Annotated in this window: 16 protein-coding genes; 6 read left to right on the top strand and 10 right to left on the bottom strand. The window is 72.9% G+C overall.

Annotated features, from left to right (window positions below; all coding sequences use genetic code 11):
- Nucleotides 1-68: 68 nt before the first annotated feature.
- The 4 genes from SXIM_RS17530 to SXIM_RS17515 all read right to left on the bottom strand — a co-directional run bounded on the left by SXIM_RS17530 (nucleotide 69) and on the right by SXIM_RS17515 (nucleotide 4,145).
- Nucleotides 69-1,169 carry a GGDEF domain-containing protein gene (locus tag SXIM_RS17530; protein ID WP_030728582.1) on the bottom strand — a complete coding sequence of 367 codons (1,101 nt, stop codon included), beginning with the start codon at nucleotides 1,167-1,169 and terminating at the stop codon, nucleotides 69-71.
- Nucleotides 1,170-1,238: 69 nt separating this feature from the next.
- Complete coding sequence (locus tag SXIM_RS17525) at nucleotides 1,239-2,051, bottom strand: enoyl-CoA hydratase/isomerase family protein (RefSeq protein WP_030728584.1); 813 nt, start codon at nucleotides 2,049-2,051, stop codon at nucleotides 1,239-1,241.
- Between the two features lie 8 nt (nucleotides 2,052-2,059).
- Nucleotides 2,060-3,127, bottom strand: a complete 1,068-nt coding sequence (locus tag SXIM_RS17520) for an adenylate/guanylate cyclase domain-containing protein (RefSeq protein ID WP_046724647.1) — start codon at nucleotides 3,125-3,127, stop codon at nucleotides 2,060-2,062.
- Between the two features lie 160 nt (nucleotides 3,128-3,287).
- Nucleotides 3,288-4,145: a biotin--[acetyl-CoA-carboxylase] ligase gene (locus SXIM_RS17515; protein WP_030728589.1), complete on the bottom strand. Its 858-nt coding sequence runs from the start codon at nucleotides 4,143-4,145 to the stop codon at nucleotides 3,288-3,290.
- Between the two features lie 180 nt (nucleotides 4,146-4,325).
- On the opposite strand from SXIM_RS17515, the gene SXIM_RS17510 reads away from it, so the two are divergent.
- The 3 genes from SXIM_RS17510 to mmpB all read left to right on the top strand — a co-directional run bounded on the left by SXIM_RS17510 (nucleotide 4,326) and on the right by mmpB (nucleotide 6,426).
- On the top strand, nucleotides 4,326-5,924 hold the full coding sequence (locus SXIM_RS17510; protein WP_030728592.1) for an acyl-CoA carboxylase subunit beta: 1,599 nt from the start codon (nucleotides 4,326-4,328) through the stop codon (nucleotides 5,922-5,924).
- A 59-nt stretch (nucleotides 5,925-5,983) separates the two neighbouring features.
- Complete coding sequence (locus tag SXIM_RS17505) at nucleotides 5,984-6,193, top strand: acyl-CoA carboxylase epsilon subunit (RefSeq protein ID WP_030728595.1); 210 nt, start codon at nucleotides 5,984-5,986, stop codon at nucleotides 6,191-6,193.
- Nucleotides 6,194-6,282: 89 nt separating this feature from the next.
- The gene (mmpB, locus tag SXIM_RS27495) at nucleotides 6,283-6,426 is read left to right on the top strand and encodes a morphogenic membrane protein MmpB (RefSeq protein ID WP_158707986.1); all 144 of its coding nucleotides are present in this window, start codon (nucleotides 6,283-6,285) and stop codon (nucleotides 6,424-6,426) included.
- Nucleotides 6,427-6,478: 52 nt separating this feature from the next.
- Here mmpB and SXIM_RS17500 read toward each other — a convergent pair whose 3' ends face one another.
- Genes SXIM_RS17500 through SXIM_RS17490 form a run of 3 tightly spaced genes read right to left on the bottom strand, consistent with a single transcriptional unit; the run spans nucleotide 6,479 to nucleotide 9,781 of the window.
- A complete protein-coding gene (locus SXIM_RS17500; protein WP_046724646.1) occupies nucleotides 6,479-8,269 on the bottom strand; it encodes a CotH kinase family protein in 1,791 nt (596 codons plus the stop codon).
- The gene (locus SXIM_RS17495) at nucleotides 8,269-8,946 is read right to left on the bottom strand and encodes a DUF4956 domain-containing protein (protein ID WP_030728601.1); all 678 of its coding nucleotides are present in this window, start codon (nucleotides 8,944-8,946) and stop codon (nucleotides 8,269-8,271) included. Before SXIM_RS17495 ends, SXIM_RS17500 begins: the two co-directional genes overlap by 1 nt.
- Nucleotides 8,936-9,781 (bottom strand): polyphosphate polymerase domain-containing protein, encoded by an 846-nt coding sequence (locus SXIM_RS17490; protein WP_046724645.1) that lies wholly within the window; start codon nucleotides 9,779-9,781, stop codon nucleotides 8,936-8,938. Before SXIM_RS17490 ends, SXIM_RS17495 begins: the two co-directional genes overlap by 11 nt.
- A 239-nt stretch (nucleotides 9,782-10,020) precedes the next feature.
- On the opposite strand from SXIM_RS17490, the gene SXIM_RS17485 reads away from it, so the two are divergent.
- Nucleotides 10,021-10,659, top strand: a complete 639-nt coding sequence (locus SXIM_RS17485) for a Maf family protein (protein ID WP_030728606.1) — start codon at nucleotides 10,021-10,023, stop codon at nucleotides 10,657-10,659.
- Here SXIM_RS17485 and SXIM_RS17480 read toward each other — a convergent pair.
- A complete protein-coding gene (locus tag SXIM_RS17480) occupies nucleotides 10,588-11,067 on the bottom strand; it encodes a hypothetical protein (protein ID WP_148236131.1) in 480 nt (159 codons plus the stop codon). The two genes, SXIM_RS17485 and SXIM_RS17480, sit on opposite strands and share 72 nt — an antisense overlap.
- A 341-nt stretch (nucleotides 11,068-11,408) precedes the next feature.
- Here SXIM_RS17480 and SXIM_RS17475 point away from each other — a divergent pair, with 341 nt between their 5' ends.
- Nucleotides 11,409-13,187, top strand: coding sequence for an acetyl/propionyl/methylcrotonyl-CoA carboxylase subunit alpha (locus SXIM_RS17475; protein WP_046724644.1), 1,779 nt, complete (start codon nucleotides 11,409-11,411; stop codon nucleotides 13,185-13,187).
- A gap of 74 nt (nucleotides 13,188-13,261) precedes the next feature.
- On the opposite strand, the gene SXIM_RS17470 is transcribed toward SXIM_RS17475, so the two are convergent.
- The gene (locus tag SXIM_RS17470) at nucleotides 13,262-13,906 is read right to left on the bottom strand and encodes a TetR/AcrR family transcriptional regulator (RefSeq protein WP_046724643.1); all 645 of its coding nucleotides are present in this window, start codon (nucleotides 13,904-13,906) and stop codon (nucleotides 13,262-13,264) included.
- Between the two features lie 99 nt (nucleotides 13,907-14,005).
- On the opposite strand from SXIM_RS17470, the gene SXIM_RS17465 reads away from it, so the two are divergent.
- Nucleotides 14,006-14,938 (top strand): zinc-binding dehydrogenase, encoded by a 933-nt coding sequence (locus SXIM_RS17465; protein ID WP_030728618.1) that lies wholly within the window; start codon nucleotides 14,006-14,008, stop codon nucleotides 14,936-14,938.
- Nucleotides 14,939-15,030: 92 nt separating this feature from the next.
- Here SXIM_RS17465 and SXIM_RS17460 read toward each other — a convergent pair whose 3' ends face one another.
- Nucleotides 15,031-15,951 carry a DeoR/GlpR family DNA-binding transcription regulator gene (locus SXIM_RS17460; protein ID WP_030728620.1) on the bottom strand — a complete coding sequence of 307 codons (921 nt, stop codon included), beginning with the start codon at nucleotides 15,949-15,951 and terminating at the stop codon, nucleotides 15,031-15,033.
- Nucleotides 15,952-15,957 lie beyond the last annotated feature (6 nt).

The raw sequence follows: 15,957 nt of genomic DNA, 5'->3' as shown, positions 1-15,957 counted from the left end.
GGGGTGGCACAGCGGATGTGCGGACACGGACCCCGATACGGGGACGGACGGCGACGGCCGCCCCGCCGTCACTCCCGGCCCCGGAAGCTGCGGCGTTCCGGTTCCCCGGGCGCGGCCGGCGGCGGGGCGTCGGCCATCCGCAGCGCCGCCCGGCCCTCCTCGCCCCGGCCCGCCACCACGGGGCCCGGCGCGTGCGCGGCCTTGGCCCGGTACTGGGCGGCGTCCGCCAGCCGGAACAGCCGGCGCGCGGTCGGGGGCGGCCCGATGCCCTCGCCCGTGCCCGCGATCCCGCAGGCCACCCCCTCCCCCAGCGCGAGATCCGCGGCACCGCGGCACATCCCGGCCACCGCGCGCTCCACCTCGGCGTCCGGATGCCCGGTGACGACGAGCGCGAACTCATCGCCGCCGAGCCGGGCCGCCAGCGCCCCGGGGAAGGCCGCGGCGCACAGCGACAGCAGCCGGCCGAACCGTTCCAGCAGCCGGTCCCCGGCGGCGTGCCCGTAGGTGTCGTTCACCTGCTTGAGACCGTTGACGTCGCACACCACCAGCACCAGCGGCTCTCCCGTCGCCCGGTGCGCGGCCACCGCCCGCGCCAGCCGCTCGTCCACCGCGCGGCGGTTGCCGAGACCGGTCAGCGGATCGGTGAACGCCAGCCGCCGCACCCGCTCCAGACGCTCGTACTGGGCCAGGCCGGTGGCCGTGACGGATGCGAGGACCGCCGCGAACTCGGCGTCCGAGGGCGAGAAGACGGGGGCGCCCATGTCCCGCGCCACGTACAGCTCGCCCCACGCCCGGTCGGCCAGCACGAGGGGCGCGGCCACGCAGCAGCCCCGTCCCTGGCGGCGCAGCGCGGACCCGCGCCGGGGGCCGTCCGCCCGCTCCACCCAGGCCCGCGGTTCGCGCGGCGAGGACAGCGCGATCTCCGGGAAGTCGTGGACGGCGTAGGACTCGTCGGCCGGGTACTCCTCCTCGCCGGCCACCAGCCGCCCGGTGTTGACCAGCACCCGCAGCCGGCCGCGCTCGCGCTCCCACACGGACAGCGCGGCGAACGACCCGTCCAGCGCCAGCCTGGCGCCCTCGGCCGCCGCCCGCGCGACCTCGGGCAGCCGCGTCGCCTGGGCCATCCCGGCGACCAGCGCCGCGACGGCCCGCACCCCGGAAGCCTCCATGCGCCCCAGGCTATGCGGGGCGGATCGGGCCCGCCCGGCGATGATCGGCCCATCGAGCGGCGGGAGCGGCTACTCCCCCGGCCAGGCGGGGCGGCGCTTGGCGTTGAAGGCCGCCACGCCCTCGGCCCGGTCGGCGGAGAAGGCCACCGTGCGCCAGGCCGCGTCCTCCACCTCCAGGCCGGTGGCGAGGTCGAGGCCGTGCCCGGTGCGCAGGGCGCGCTTGGCCGCGCGCAGGCCCACCGGCGAGTTGGCCGCGATGCCCGCCGCCAGCTCCAGCGCCCGGGTACGGTCCTCGCCGCGCTCCGCCGCCACGTCGATCAGGCCCAGGGCCAGCGCCTCGTCCGCCGCCACCCGGCGGCCGGTGAAGATCAGTTCGGCCGCCCGGGCCGCGCCCACCCTGCGCGGCAGCAGCTGGGTGCCGCCGCCGCCGGGGATCACGCCGACCGTCACCTCCGGCAGCCCGACCACCGCCGTCGGGTCGGCCACGATCACGTCGCAGGACAGGGCCAGTTCGAAGCCGCCGCCCAGGGCGTAGCCGTGCACGGCCGCGATCACCGGCATCGGGAGGTTCAGCACCCCGCCGTACGCCGCCCGCGCCACCGGCCGCTGCCGGCCGAGGTCGGCGTCGGTGAAGCCGTTGCGCTCCTTGAGGTCCGCGCCGACGCAGAACGCCCGCTCGTGCGTCGAGCTGAGCACCACCGCCCGTACCTCCCGGGCCGGTGCCGCCGCCAGGGCGGCGCACGCCTCGGCGATGCCGCGCGCCATGGCCGAGGAGACGGCGTTCATCGCCGGCACCCGGTCCAGGACCAGCTCCGCCACCCCGCTGTCCGCGTCCCGCCGGACGGCGACCCACTCCCCGAAGCGTTCCTCGCTCGTGCTCACGCCGTCGCTCACTCCCCGCCCCTTCTCGACAACAGCCACGGTTCCACTATCCCCAGACCGCGCACGGGCCGCTGGTACAGCGGCTGGAGCGCGAACCGGTACCCGCGCCCGTCCCGCCCGCCGGCCGCCTTCTCCGACTCCGGAGCCAGACCGGCCGAGGTGAGTTCGTCGCGCAGCGCGCCGTCCACCAGCACCATGTCCTTCGGCGCTATCGAGGTGAGCCGGCTCGCCAGGTTCACGGTGTTGCCGAAGACATCGCCCATCCGGGTCGTGACCGTGCCGAACGCGATTCCCACCCGCAGCTCCGGCATCATCGGGTCATCGCCCAGGGTCTCCACCAGCCGCAGGCCGATGTCGGCGGCGGTGCCCGCGTCGTCCGCCGCGAACAGCACCTCGTCGCCCAGCGTCTTGATCAGCCGCCCGCCCTGGGCGGCGACCTGGTCGGCGGCGGTGGTCTCGAAGGCCTCCACCAGTTCGCCGAGTTCCTCTTCCTCCAGGCGCCGGGTCAGCCGGGTGAAGCCCACCAGGTCCGCGAAGCCCACCGCGAGCCGCCGGTCCACCATCTCCGCGTCGTCCTGGGCCTGCACCACCCGCCCGGTGGCCGCCGCCAGCTGTCGCCGCCACACGTACACCAGGAACTCTTCGAGCTCCGGCAGCAGCAGCTCCACCAGCGGGTACGCCACCTCGGTGCGGGTCATGCCCGGCTCGGGGGGCTCGATCAGGCCCTCCAGGAAGGAGTCGATCTGCCAGTCCGCCAGCCGCGCCGTGGTCTGCCCGGTGGACCGCGCCACCTGGATCGCCATCGGCTCGCTCAGCAGCCCCGCCTCGACCAGACCGCCCAGGCGCCGCAGCGCGAGCACGTCCGCCTCGGTGAGGACCTTCGCCTGTCCCACGTCGGGGAAGCCCATCGCCCGCCAGAAGCGGGTGCCCAGGTCGAGCGAGACGCCGGCGGCGCGCGCCGCCTGGAAGGGGGTGTACTGCCGTTCGGACCCGATGATCAGCTGTTCGATGCGCAGCGCGATGGTATCGTCACCGGTCTCATCGGGCGGGGTTCCCTCCGCATCAGCCACGGCCACTGCCCGCCCTCGCCCACGCGAACGCCACCGGGGTGGGGTTACCTCCGCTGCGCACTTGCCGCCGCCCTACCGTTCCTGCTCGTTCACGCCCATCGCGTGGTGTCCATCGCACAACCCTACGGCAGGTGTGCCCTAAGTCACGCGGGGCGTTGCCGGGCAATCACCGCAGGTGCACGATGTCGGCCGCGTCCACCGGGCGCTGTACGCCCTCGGCGTCGGCGATCACCAGCCGGCCGGTGCCGTCCACCGCCACGGCCTCGCCGCGTACCTCGGCGCCACCCGGCAGCAGGGCGCGCACGTTGCGGCCGAGGGTCGCGCAGCAGGCCGCGTACGCCGGGAGCAGTCCGCCGGCGCTCGCGTCCCCGCCCGCCACCGTCCAGCGGCCGTACCACTCGGCCAGGGAGCGCAGGACGGCGCGCAGCAGGGGATCGCGATCCGTGGTGGCCGCCCCGGCCAGCAGCAGCGAACCGGCGGTGGGCACCGGCAGTTCCTCGGCGCGCAGCGACACATTGATCCCCATGCCCAGGACGACGGCCGGTGTGCCGTCGGCCAGGGTCACCCGTTCGGCGAGGATGCCGCCGAGCTTGCGCTCCTCCCCGTCCACCGGCACCAGCAGATCGTTGGGCCATTTCAGCGCGGTGGCGACCTCGGTGACCGGGGTGAGCGCGGTGACGGCGGCGACACCGGCCAGCAGCGGCAGCCAGCCCCAGCGCTCGGCGGGCACCTCGGGGCCGGGGGCGAGCAGCACGGAGCAGAACAGGCCGGAGCGGGCCGGGGCACTCCACTGCCGGTCCAGCCGGCCGCGCCCGCGCACCTGCTCCTCCGCCACCCGTACGGTGCCGGGCGCGGCGTCGCCGGAGGCCGCGGCGGCGGCCAGGTCGGCGTTGGTGGAACCGGTGGACTCGACGACCGTGAGGCCGGTCCACAGACTGCCGGGCCGCACCAGGGCGGTGCGCAGGGCCCGGGCGTTCAGCGGCGGGCGGTCGAGGTCGGACCAGCGGCCGGGGGGAGGGGTCATGGGGTCACCCTAGGTGGTCGCCGGGGCGCGGGCCGGTCGCCGTCCGTTCGCCGGGGTCGGCCGATCTTTGGCCGGTTCGCGCTGTGATCCACGCCGCACCGGCCGGTCGGCCCGCCGCTGGTTAGGCTACTTTCCGGTAGCCCACCCGAGGACGAGTAGGAGCCGCGAACCGTGCCCGAACTGTCGCCGCAGGAAACCACCCCCGACCTCCATACGACGGCGGGCAAGATCGAGGACTTCCGGCTGCGAGCGGCCGAGGCGGTGCGGGCCGGCTCGGACCGGGCGGTGGCCCGGCAGCACGCGAAGGGCAAGGGCACCGCGCGCGAGCGGGTGCTGGCGCTGCTGGACGAGGGCTCGTTCACCGAGCTGGACGAGTTCGCCCGGCACCGCTCCACCTCCTTCGGCATCGAGCGCAACCGCCCGTACGGGGACGGGGTCGTCACCGGCTACGGAACGGTCGACGGCCGCCCGGTCGCCGTCTACTCCCAGGACTTCACGGTCTTCGGCGGCTCGCTCGGCGAGGTGTACGGCGAGAAGATCGTCAAGGTCATGGACTGGGCGATGAAGACCGGTTGCCCGATCATCGGCATCAACGACGGGGGCGGGGCCCGGATTCAGGAGGGCGTGACCGCGCTCGGCCTGTTCGCCGAGATCTTCCGCCGCAATGTGCACGCCTCGGGCGTGGTCCCGCAGATCTCGCTCATCCTGGGCCCGTGCGCGGGCGGCGCCGTCTACTCCCCCGCGATCACCGACTTCACGGTGATGGTCGATCAGACGTCCCACATGTTCATCACCGGGCCCGACGTGATCAAGACCGTCACCGGCGAGGACGTGGGCTTCGAGGAGCTGGGCGGGGCCCGTACCCACAACGCCGTCTCCGGTGTCGCGCACCACCTGGCGGGCGACGAGAAGGACGCCATCGAGTACGTCAAGGCGCTGCTGTCCTACCTGCCCTCCAACAACCTCTCCGAGCCCCCGGCCTTCCCCGAGGAGGAGGCCGACCTGGAGCCGGACGAGGAGGACCGGCAGCTCAACACCCTCGTCCCGGACTCCGCGAACCAGCCCTACGACATGCACCAGGTCATCGAAGGCGTGCTGGACGACCGGGAGTTCCTGGAGACGCAGCCGCTGTTCGCGCCGAACATCGTCACCGGCTTCGGCCGCGTCGAGGGCCGTTCGGTGGGCGTGGTCGCCAACCAGCCCCTCCAGTTCGCCGGCTGCCTGGACATCAACGCCTCGGAGAAGGCCGCCCGCTTCGTGCGCACCTGCGACGCGTTCAACATCCCGGTGCTGACCTTCGTGGACGTCCCCGGCTTCCTGCCCGGCACCGACCAGGAGTACGGAGGCATCATCCGGCGCGGCGCCAAGCTGATCTACGCCTACGCCGAGGCGACCGTCCCGCTGATCACCGTGATCACCCGCAAGGCGTTCGGCGGCGCCTACGACGTGATGGGCTCCAAGCATCTGGGCGCGGACCTCAATCTGGCCTGGCCCACCGCGCAGGTGGCCGTCATGGGCGCGCAGGGCGCGGTGAACATCCTGTACCGGCGCACCCTCGCCGCGCTGGAGGACCCGGCCGAGCGCGAGAGCGAACGGGCCCGGCTGACCACCGAGTACGAGGAGACGCTGCTCAACCCGTACGCCGCCGCCGAACGCGGCTACGTGGACGCGGTGATCATGCCGGCCGACACCCGCCGGCACATCGTGCGGGGGCTGCGGGCGCTGCGCACCAAGCGCGAACAGCTGCCGCCGAAGAAGCACGGCAACATCCCGCTCTGAACCGCCGCCACGAGGTACGTCACGAGGTCCGTCACGCGGACGACAACAGGGAGCAGCCCATGATGATCCGGGTGGTCCGGGGGAACCCGACGCCGGAGGAACTGGCCGCGGCCGTGGCGGTGGTGCGGGCACGGGTCGCCGCCGCGGCGGGCACCAAGGGCGCCGAGGCGCCGGCGCCGGGCGGCTGGGCGGCCCGGGGCGGGGCCGTACGGCGCCCGCTGCCGCCGCCGGGGCCCGGCGCGTGGCAGGCCGGGTACCGGGGATACTGACCGCCCGGGCGACGGCGGCCGAAAGTCTCCCGCCAGGTTGAGTACGCGTACTCAGGCGGACGGCCCCCGCGGCGCGGGACCATCGAAGGATGCTGTGGTCCGACTTGCGCCGTCAGGAGCTGTCCCGGGAGGCCCGGACCACCCGCGCCATGCTGCGCCGGGTGGGATGGGTGATCGCCCTGGCCGGGCTGATCAGCACGTCTTTGGTGATGCTGTCGCAGCCGCCGACCTGAAGAGGCGGGGAGCCGGGGCGGCGGCTGCGGCAGCGGGGCCGGCGGCGGGGGCTCAGCCGCCGACCGTCTCGTCGGCGGCCAGCGCGGCCGCCCGCTCGGTGAGCGTGGTGCGCAGCTGGTCGGCCGTGACGGCGAGCGCGTCCATGTCGGCGCCGTTGGTCTCGGCCGCCTCCAGCACCGCGTCCAGGGCCTCCAGCGCGCTGCCGGAGGCGAACCACTGCTGGTACAGGTCGCGGTAGGCGTCGAGGTAGACGTCCTCGAAGGCGTCCGACTCCAGGAAGCGTTCCTTGAGCGTGTTGCCGCCCATGCTCGGCATCCCGCCGTCGCTGCCCAGGTCGATCTCCTCGCCGTCCGGGCCGATGAGCCGCGGCCCGCCGTCCTGGCCGCCACCCGGGCCGCCGCCCGGTGGCATCCGGCCACCACCGCCGGGGCCCGTGCCGCCCGCGGCCGTACCGTCCTCGGGAAGACCCTCCGGAAGCGCGCCGTCGGGGAACGCGCCGTCCTCGGGCAGCCCTTCGGGAAGGCCCTCGGGGAACCCGCCCTCGGGGAACCCGCCCTCGGGGAACCCGCCCTCGGGGAGCATGTCCCGCGTGCTCTCCCCGGCACCCTCCGGAACCTCCGCCCCCTCCGGCAGCGTGTCCATCGCGGGCCCGCCCATCGAGGACTGGTCGTGCGGCCCCGCCGTGGCGTCCCCGCTCAGCGACAGGTTGAAGTCCCAGCCCAGCACCGAGAACTTCTTGGTGTCCAGGTCGTACCAGAGCAGGTAGTTCTGCCCCGGGCCGCTCATGTCGTCGAAGTTCATGAGCAGGTTCTGGGTGGCCACGTAGTCCGCGAACGAGTCGAGGTCGACCCAGTCGCCGAGTTCCGCCGCGAACTCCTCGTCGGTGGCCTCCTCCGCCCACTTGATCAGGTTCATCACCGGCTGGAGGTCCTGACTGCCCTTCTTGGTGATCTGCTTGAACTGGTCCTTGTAGTCGGTCGGGTCGTCCCCCACATAACTGAAGCTGGAGGAGGCCCGCGCCTTGTACAGCACCCCGTTGCCGTCGATCTGCTCGGTGGCGTAGCCGGTGCTGGGGTTCTCCACCAGCAACCGGGTCGAGGTGGGACGGTTGTTGACGGTGAAGGAGGAGAACGCGTACCGCTCCGCCACCTGACCCGAGGAGTCCATCAGCGACAGCATCAGGGCCTCGTTCAGCGGCGTGGTGTCCTCCGTGCCCGGCCGCACCGAGATCTCGGTGTGGCCCTGGTACGCGCGGCCCTCGATGTACTGGTCGATCTTGATCAGCCAGGGCAGATTCTCGGGCTCGTCGACGGAGAGCTCGGCCATGTTCATCCCGGCGCCCATCGCACGGCCGCCCTCACCGGTTTCCCCCGCCCCTTCGGGCAGTTCGAAGCCCTCCAGGTCGATCTCCTCGCCGTCGGGGCCGACGATCCGCATACCGGGGCCCCCGCCCATGCCCTCGCCGCGCAGGCTGCTGAGGGTGGAGTTGCCCTTGAGCCGGACGCCGACGGACTCGATGAAGGTGCCGTCGATGGTGAGGTCGGCCTCCATCCACTCCTTGTCGCCGTCCTCCTCGTAGGCGGTGATCAGCCGCTGGTAGTCGGCCTCGTCGTACTCCAGGGACACCGCGTGGCTCTCCCCGCTGTCGTAGAGGTCGGTGATGCCCTCGATGTTCTGGGTGATCTGCTCGCCGTCGTTGCTGGCGGCGCTGGTGACCATCGCCGAGACGCGGGTGTCGCCGAAGGCCAGCAACAGCACCGTCAGGGCCACCACCAGCGCGGCCATCGGCTTCCAGTGCTGCCGCAGCGGCACGGGCAGCCGGTGTACGAGCCGGGCCGTCATCACAGATCCGTCTGGTCGTAGCCGGTCAGGACGGTGACCCGCTGGCCCATGGTTCGGTCGCGCAGCGCCTCGACCAGCGCACCGGGTTCGCGGCCCTTCTTCAGCCGGACGGTGTAGAAGACCTCGGTGAGTGCTCCGCCGCGTATCGATTCCGTGCTGACCAGCTCGAACTCGTTGGTGAAGTCGATCAGGACGTCCTGGATGACCTGGGTGTAGTCCTCACCGGCCGGCACCTGCACCTTGACGACCTGGCGCTGCACGTTCAGCTGGAACATGTTGAACTTGTGCATCACCAGGATGATCACGCAGATGGTGATGCCGGCGATGACGGCCAGCGCGTAGAACCGGGCGCCGCAGGCCATGCCCAGGCCCATCACCAGGAAGATGAAGCCCACGTCCCTGGTTTCCTTGATGGCGTTGCGGAACCGCACCACCGACAAGGCGCCCACCAGCGAGAACGCGCGGGCCAGGTTGGAGCCGACCACGAGCAGGATCATCGCCACGATGACCCCGATGATCACCAGCGTCTGCACATACGACTGGCTGTAGGAGACGTTGCGGTGGGTGGCGCGGTAGACGTAGCCGACCATCATGCTCAGGGCGAAGGAGATCACCAGCGAGAGCACGATGTCAGCGACGCTGAACGTTCCGCTGAGATCCTGGAGTTCAGAGAACACGGGCGTTTTCCTTCGTGAGAACGGTGGTGGGGGTGGTGGGGGTTTCCGGGAGTGCTTCCTCCCGGACGTGGAAAACGGAGCGCGGGGCCTTGCCGTGCGCCTCGACGCTCTGGACGTACTTGGAGATGCGGACCACGCTCAGGCTGCGACGGGCCATCAGATCGGTGATCCAGTACGGGACGCGCTCGTTGACCTTGACCTCCATCACGGTCAGCCGGGGCGGGATGATGTAGCGGTTCTCCGCCGGCGCACCGAGGTGGAAGTCGCGGTCGCGGCCCCGTACCCGGCTGTCGAAGGTCACCCGCAGGCCGACGTCCTGGTCGCGTCCCTTGAGCGCCTCGCGCTGGTAGCCGGTGATGACGGTGGGCTGGAGATTGAGCCGGACGATGAGGTCGAGCACCTCGTTGCCGAAGGGGCCGGTGTCCACCAGCTCGCGCCGGTCGCACAGCGCCCGCGCGGTGTCGTACGGCATGCGCACCCGCCGCTTCTGGGTGACCCGGTTCACGCGCTGTTTGATCTCGACGAAGACCGGGCTCTCGTCGGTGATCGCGCCGAGGTCTCCGTAGTGCCGTATCCGCAGTTTGCGGCGGAACTTCAGGCCCTCGATCTTCTCCCAGTAGAAACGGAGCGCCGGGGTGTCGTAGTAGAGACTCCACACTCCGTATCCGCCGGGCGGGCAGTGCTCGTCCCGGTCCATGCGGCGCGCCAGTTCCTCGCGGATCGCGGGTACGTCCTCGTTCGCCACCAGATATTTGATCTCGTAGCGGTTGAACGCGTGCAGCCTGCTGGCCACGCCCCGGGTGAGTCCGGCTGCGTCGTCGTCATCGGCGGCCATCCCGTTCCCTTCGTTCGATCGGCTTCGAAACGCCAACCAACAAGGCGAAGATGAGAACCGCGTAAGAACCGTCTATGAACGAGCTGAAGCGTTCAGATGAACGGGAACGCGCGGGAAACTCCCCGGGAACCCCGGCGCGCTCCACGGCGAAGCCGCCGGGCGTCCGCGCCGGGGAGCCCGGGGTGCCCTTCCGGGTAGGGCAGGCTTGGCCGCCGTCCGCGCTGGATACGCTGACCGGCATGGACCACGCGCCCCACCTCGCCTCCCACGCCACCGGCCGCCGCCGGCTGGTGCTCGCCTCGCAGTCACCGGCCCGGCTCGCCCTGCTGCGGCAGGCCGGGTTCACCCCCGAGGTGATCGTCAGCGGCGTGGACGAGGAGGCGCTGAGCGCCGCGAGCCCGCGCGCGCTGGCCCAGGTGCTGGCCGAGGCCAAGGCGGGGGCGGTGGCGGCCCTGCCGGAGGTGGCCGGGGCGCTGGTGATCGGCTGCGACTCCGTCCTCGAACTGGACGGGGAGGCGCTGGGCAAGCCGGCCTCCGCCGAAGAGGCCGTCAACCGCTGGAAGTCGATGCGCGGCCGGTCCGGGGTGCTGCTCACCGGGCACCGGGTGGTCGACACCGCCACCGGTCGGGCCGAGTCGGGGGTGGCGGCGACCACCGTACGGTTCGCGGACCCCGACGACGCGGAGATCGCCGCCTATGTCGCCACCGGTGAACCGCTGCACGTGGCGGGCGCGTTCACACTCCAGGGCCGCTCGGCGCCGTTCATCGACGGCATCGACGGCGACCCGGGCAATGTGATCGGCCTGTCAATGCCCCTGCTGCGGACGCTGCTCGGCCGTCTCGGCGTCTCCGTCACCGAGTTGTGGGACCAGCGATGAGACGGCGGGCGCCACGGGCGGGTACATCGTGAGCGTGAGCACCACCAGGCCGAACACGGTCATGACGGCGGTGAACACCCACCAGCCCAGCAGCGCGGCCGACAGCGCCCCGAGCCCGGCGTGCAGCACCGCGCAGCTGATCAGCGCCACCCGCCGCCACCGGCCCGGCGGCCGGTCGGTGACGGCCGTACGGGCCAGCGCAGCCGCGCACAGCAGCAGGAAGACGGCGAGCAGGGCACCCGCCGTCCAGGTCGACACCGTCATGGTGGTGGGCGACACGCCTGCCAGGGACATGCGCTGTCGATCCACGACAACACCGAGAATCCAGTGCAGCGCCCCGAGCGCCGCCGCCCCCGTGATCACCGCGGCCGCCGTGACGGCCGCCACGCTTCGTCTGCCCCGGTTCACGCAGCGCACGCTACTGCTGGGTATCGAGGGCGGCAACCCCCCGCGGAACGCCGGCGCCCGGCGGGCGCGGGCGAAGGCCGTACCGAAAAAGAATCCGGGCCGCGCTTATGGGGTTTCCACAACAGCAACGCCTCTGGGCGCCCCACCGGACCGCATCACGGCCTCCCGCGAGCACCGCTCAAGGCCGTGTCCCACAGGCCGCGTACCGTGGAACCGCAGGGCAGCAGGCACCTCACAGCACGCTCCCTCACCCACCGTGCGGAAAAGCTCACTCATCCGGGCGACTCGGCGCGGGGTGTCGTCAGTACCTAAACTCGGCTTGTTCCAAGGAGGGAGCCATCGTGCGTAAGGTGCTCATCGCCAATCGCGGCGAAATCGCCGTCCGCGTCGCCCGGGCGTGCCGGGACGCCGGCATCGCCAGCGTCGCCGTCTACGCCGAACCGGACCGGGAGGCCGTCCATGTACGCGCCACCGACGAGGCGTTCGCGCTGGGTGGTGACACCCCGGCCACCAGCTATCTGGACATCGACAAGGTGCTGAAGGCGGCCGCCGACTCCGGCGCCGACGCCATCCACCCCGGCTACGGCTTCCTCTCCGAGAACGCCGAGTTCGCGCAGGCGGTGCTGGACGCCGGGCTGACCTGGATCGGTCCGCCGCCCTCGGCCATCCGCGACCTGGGCGACAAGGTCGCCGCGCGGCACATCGCGCAGCGCGCCGGCGCCCCGCTGGTGGCCGGTACCCCCGACCCGGTCGGCGGCGCGGACGAGGTGGTGGCCTTCGCGAAGGAGCACGGGCTGCCGATCGCGATCAAGGCGGCGTTCGGCGGCGGCGGGCGCGGCCTGAAGGTGGCCCGCACGCTGGAGGAGGTCCCGGAGCTGTACGAGTCGGCGGTCCGTGAGGCGCAGGCCGCCTTCGGGCGCGGCGAGTGCTTCGTGGAGCGCTACCTGGACCGTCCGCGGCACGTGGAGACGCAGTGTCTGGCGGACGTCCACGGCAATGTGGTCGTGGTCTCCACCCGTGACTGCTCGCTCCAGCGCCGTCACCAGAAGCTGGTGGAGGAGGCCCCCGCCCCGTTCCTGAGCGAGGCGCAGAACGCCGAGCTGTACCGCGCCTCGAAGGCCATCCTCAAGGAGGCCGGCTATGTGGGCGCCGGCACCTGTGAGTTCCTGGTGGGCCAGGACGGCACGATCTCCTTCCTGGAGGTCAACACCCGGCTCCAGGTGGAGCATCCGGTGACCGAGGAGGTCACCGGGATCGACCTGGTGCGCGAGCAGTTCCGGATCGCGGACGGCGAGGCGCTGGGCTACGAGGACCCGGCGCTGCGCGGGCACTCCTTCGAGTTCCGCATCAACGGCGAGGACCCGGGCCGCAACTTCCTGCCGGCGCCGGGCACGGTCACCACCTTCGTGGCGCCCACCGGCCCCGGTGTCCGTCTTGACGCGGGGGTCGAGTCGGGTTCCGTCATCGGTCCGGCGTGGGACTCGCTGCTGGCGAAGCTGATCGTCACCGGTGCGACGCGGCAGCAGGCGCTGCAGCGCGCGGCGCGGGCGCTGGCGGAGTTCCAGGTGGAGGGGATGGCGACCGCGATCCCGTTCCACCGGGCGGTGGTGGTCGATCCGGCGTTCGCCCCCGAGGTGTCGGCCGAGCACGCGGGCGAGCCGTTCACGGTGCACACCCGGTGGATCGAGACCGAGTTCAAGAACACGATCGAGCCCTTCGGTGCCGCCGCCACGGCGGAGGAGGAGGCCGACACCCGCGAGACGGTCGTCGTCGAGGTCGGCGGCAAGCGTCTTGAGGTGTCGCTGCCCGCCACGCTGGCGATGCCGCTGGCGCGGGCGGCGGTCGCGGGCGGTGCGAAGCCGGCCCGGCGCAAGGCCGGCCGCAAGGCGGCAGGCGGGGCCTCGGGCGACACGCTGGCGTCGCCGATGCAGGGCACCGTGGTGAAGGTGGCGGTGGAGGAGGGGCAGCAGGTCGCGGAGGGCGAGCTGATCCTGGTGCTGGAGGCGATGAAGATGGAGCAGCCCATCAACGCGCACCGGGCCGGCACCGTCACGGACCTGAAGGCCGAGGTCGGCGGCGCGCTGTCGTCCGGCGCGGCGATCTGCCTGATCAAGGACTGACCGGTGGCGGCGCGGCAGCGCGCCGCCGCCGTACGGAATCCCCCGGCCCTGACGGCCGGGGGATTCCGGCGTTTTCAGGGGGCGGGCGGCGCGGGCGCGGTGGTGAGCGTCAGGCTGCCGGGAAGGGCGGCGACGGCGCCGCGGAACCGTTCGGCCAGCGCGGCGGCGGTCTCGGGGGGCCGGGCCTCCGCCCAGCCGGCCAGCGCCCACTGGAACGCGGCCAGCAGCATGTCGAGGGCCAGCCGGGGCCGTGGGTCCGCGGGGTCCGGCTCGGGGCCGAGCGCGGGGTGCAGGATCTCCAGCAGGGTTCCGGTGGTGCGGTCGCAGAACTGCCGGTTGTGCGCGGCGATGGACGGATGGCGGTCGGCGAGCAGCAGGCTCAGCCGGGCCCGGTGGACCCATCGCTCGTCCGCCACCTGGTCCAGGGCGGCCAGGAGGACGTCCTCGGCCAGGGCCAGCAGCGGGGCGCCGGGGGGCAGTTCGCGGGTGCGCAGTTCGGCGGTGAAGGCCGTCCACAGGTCTTCGAGCGGCGCCATCGCGACATCCTCCTTGCCGGCGAAGTACCGGAAGAAGGTGCGCTTGGAGACCTGGACCGTGTCGCACAGTTCATCGAGGGTGACGGCGCCGTAGCCGCGTGCGGTGAAACGTTCGAGGGCCGCGTCGATGAGCGCCTGGCGGGTGTGCTGCTTCTTGCGTTCGCGCAGCGTGCTGGTGCCCATGGGGGGAGTGTAGCCGAGCAGCGTTTGCCACTGGATGACACATGCCACTCAGTGGCATTACGCTGAGGGTTCCCCGCCCTCCACGGAAAGGGGACGCCCGTGCGCGCCCTTGTTGTCGATCGGTCCACCCCCTCCGGCCTGCGGCTCGGCGAAAGCGCCGACCCCGTACCCGCGCCCCATCAGGCGCTGGTCCGGGTCACCGCCGTCTCCCTCAACCACGGCGAGGTCAGCCATGTCACCGATGCCCCGGACGGCACCGTGCCGGGCTGGGAGGCGGCCGGCGTGGTGGCCCGCCCCGCCGCCGACGGCTCGGGCCCGGCCGCCGGAACGCCTGTGGTCACCGCCGGCTGGGCGGGAGGCTGGGCCGAACTGCGCGCCGTTGACACCGCGATGCTCGGCGTCGCCCCGGCCGGCGCCGACGCGGGCGCGCTGAGCACCGTCCCCATCGCGGGCGGCAGCGCGCTGCACGCGCTGCACCGGCTCGGCCCGCTGCTCGGCAGAAGAGTCCTGATCACCGGGGCGACCGGCGGCGTGGGCCGGTACGCCGTCCAGCTCGCCCGGCTCGGCGGCGCCCACGTGATCGCCTCCACCGGGGACCCGGCCGCTCACGGGGACGCGCTGCGCGCGCTGGGCGCCGACGAGGTGATCGCCGGCCCCGCCGCTCTCGACGGGCCCGTGCACGGGGTCCTCGACTGCGTCGGCGGTCCGCAGCTGGTGACGGCATTCGACCGGCTCGCCGCCCGGGGCGTCCTGGTCGCGCTGGGGCATGTGACGGGCGAGCCCGAACACTTCCCGCTCGGCTCCTTCCTCGGCGACGGCGGGCGGCACGAGCGCTCGATCGTCACCTTCTTCCTCTTCGACGGCGCACCGCTCGCTCCCTCCTTCGAGTGGCTGGCGAGCCGGGTGGCGGCGGGCCGTCTGGATCCGTCGATCGCCTGGCGCGGCCCCTGGGAGGCGGCCGAGGAGGCCGTCGCCGCCCTGCTGGGGCGCCGGTTGCACGGCAAGGCCGTCCTGGAGCTCGGCCCCGCGTAACCGGACGCGGTCCCGGACCCCTTCCCCGGCCCCGGCCCAGGTGCCGTGGGGGGACGGGTGTGCGCGCGCCGACGGCTCAGTGCGCCAATGGCTCAGCGGCGGCGCTGGGCGGCCAGGTCGGACAGCCGCTGCTGGGCGGACGGTGGGGTGATGGGCGGTGGCCCCGACAGGGGCGGCTTGCCCCCCTGCTGCTGGACCGTACGCGGCGCGGGCAGCGTCCGTTCCCGCTCGCGCTCCCGCTCGCCGGGCTGGGCCCGGTGCCCCGGGCCGCCGCCCGCCACCGAGATCCGCACCCCCTGGTCGGCCAGCGCCTCCAGCTCCGCGCCCGCCCGCGAGGAGTCCGGTGGCGGCTGGTCGGTGACCAGATGCGTGATCATCTCGGTGGGCACCGTCTGGAGCATGGTGTCGGCGCCGATCTTGGAGTGGTCGGCGAGCACCACCACCTCCGAAGCCGCCCTGGCCAGCGCCCGGTCGACGCTCGCGGAGAGCATGTTGGAGGTGGACAGGCCGCGTTCGGCGGTGAGGCCGGCCCCGGACAGGAACGCGCGCGAGACGCGCAGCCCCTGGAGCGACTGTTCGGCCCCGCTGCCCACCAGCGCGTAGCTGGAGCCGCGCAGCGTGCCACCGGTCATGACCACCTCGACCCGGTTGGCGTGGGCCAGCGCCTGGGCCACCAGCAGGGAGTTGGTGACCACGGTCAGGCCGGGCACCCGGGCGAGGCGGCGGGCGAGTTCCTGCGTGGTGGTGCCCGCACCGACCACGATGGCCTCACCCTCCGTCACCATGGAGGCGGCGAGTTCGGCGATCGCGGCCTTCTCCGCCGTGACGGCGAGCGAGCGTTGAGGGAATCCGGACTCCCTGGCGAAACCGCCGGGGAGGACCGCACCACCGTGTCTGCGGTCCAGCAGTCCTTCGGCCTCCAAGGCGCGGACATCGCGCCGCACGGTCACTTCGGAGGTCTGGACGACGCGGGCGAGCTCGCGGAGCGACACGGCCCCGTTGGCTCGCACCATTTCGAG

This window comes from Streptomyces xiamenensis, from assembly GCF_000993785.3.
GTDB classification, from domain to species: Bacteria; Actinomycetota; Actinomycetes; order Streptomycetales; family Streptomycetaceae; genus Streptomyces; species Streptomyces xiamenensis.
The sequence above is the reverse complement of the archived record's forward strand: the minus strand, read 5'-3'. Positions and strand labels throughout refer to the sequence as shown.

Bases quoted from the DNA above. Each gene is read 5' to 3' on its own strand.
- SXIM_RS17530 (WP_030728582.1), bottom strand. From the start codon at position 1,169: ATGGAGGCTTCCGGGGTGCGGGCCGTCGCGGCGCTGGTCGCCGGGATG.
- SXIM_RS17460 (WP_030728620.1), bottom strand. From the start codon at position 15,951: ATGGTGCGAGCCAACGGGGCCGTGTCGCTCCGCGAGCTCGCCCGCGTC.
- SXIM_RS17515 (WP_030728589.1), bottom strand. From the start codon at position 4,145: ATGACCCCTCCCCCCGGCCGCTGGTCCGACCTCGACCGCCCGCCGCTG.
- SXIM_RS17505 (WP_030728595.1), top strand. From the start codon at position 5,984: ATGATGATCCGGGTGGTCCGGGGGAACCCGACGCCGGAGGAACTGGCC.
- SXIM_RS17490 (WP_046724645.1), bottom strand. From the start codon at position 9,781: ATGGCCGCCGATGACGACGACGCAGCCGGACTCACCCGGGGCGTGGCC.
- SXIM_RS17485 (WP_030728606.1), top strand. From the start codon at position 10,021: ATGGACCACGCGCCCCACCTCGCCTCCCACGCCACCGGCCGCCGCCGG.
- mmpB (WP_158707986.1), top strand. From the start codon at position 6,283: ATGCTGTGGTCCGACTTGCGCCGTCAGGAGCTGTCCCGGGAGGCCCGG.
- SXIM_RS17470 (WP_046724643.1), bottom strand. From the start codon at position 13,906: ATGGGCACCAGCACGCTGCGCGAACGCAAGAAGCAGCACACCCGCCAG.
- SXIM_RS17500 (WP_046724646.1), bottom strand. From the start codon at position 8,269: ATGACGGCCCGGCTCGTACACCGGCTGCCCGTGCCGCTGCGGCAGCAC.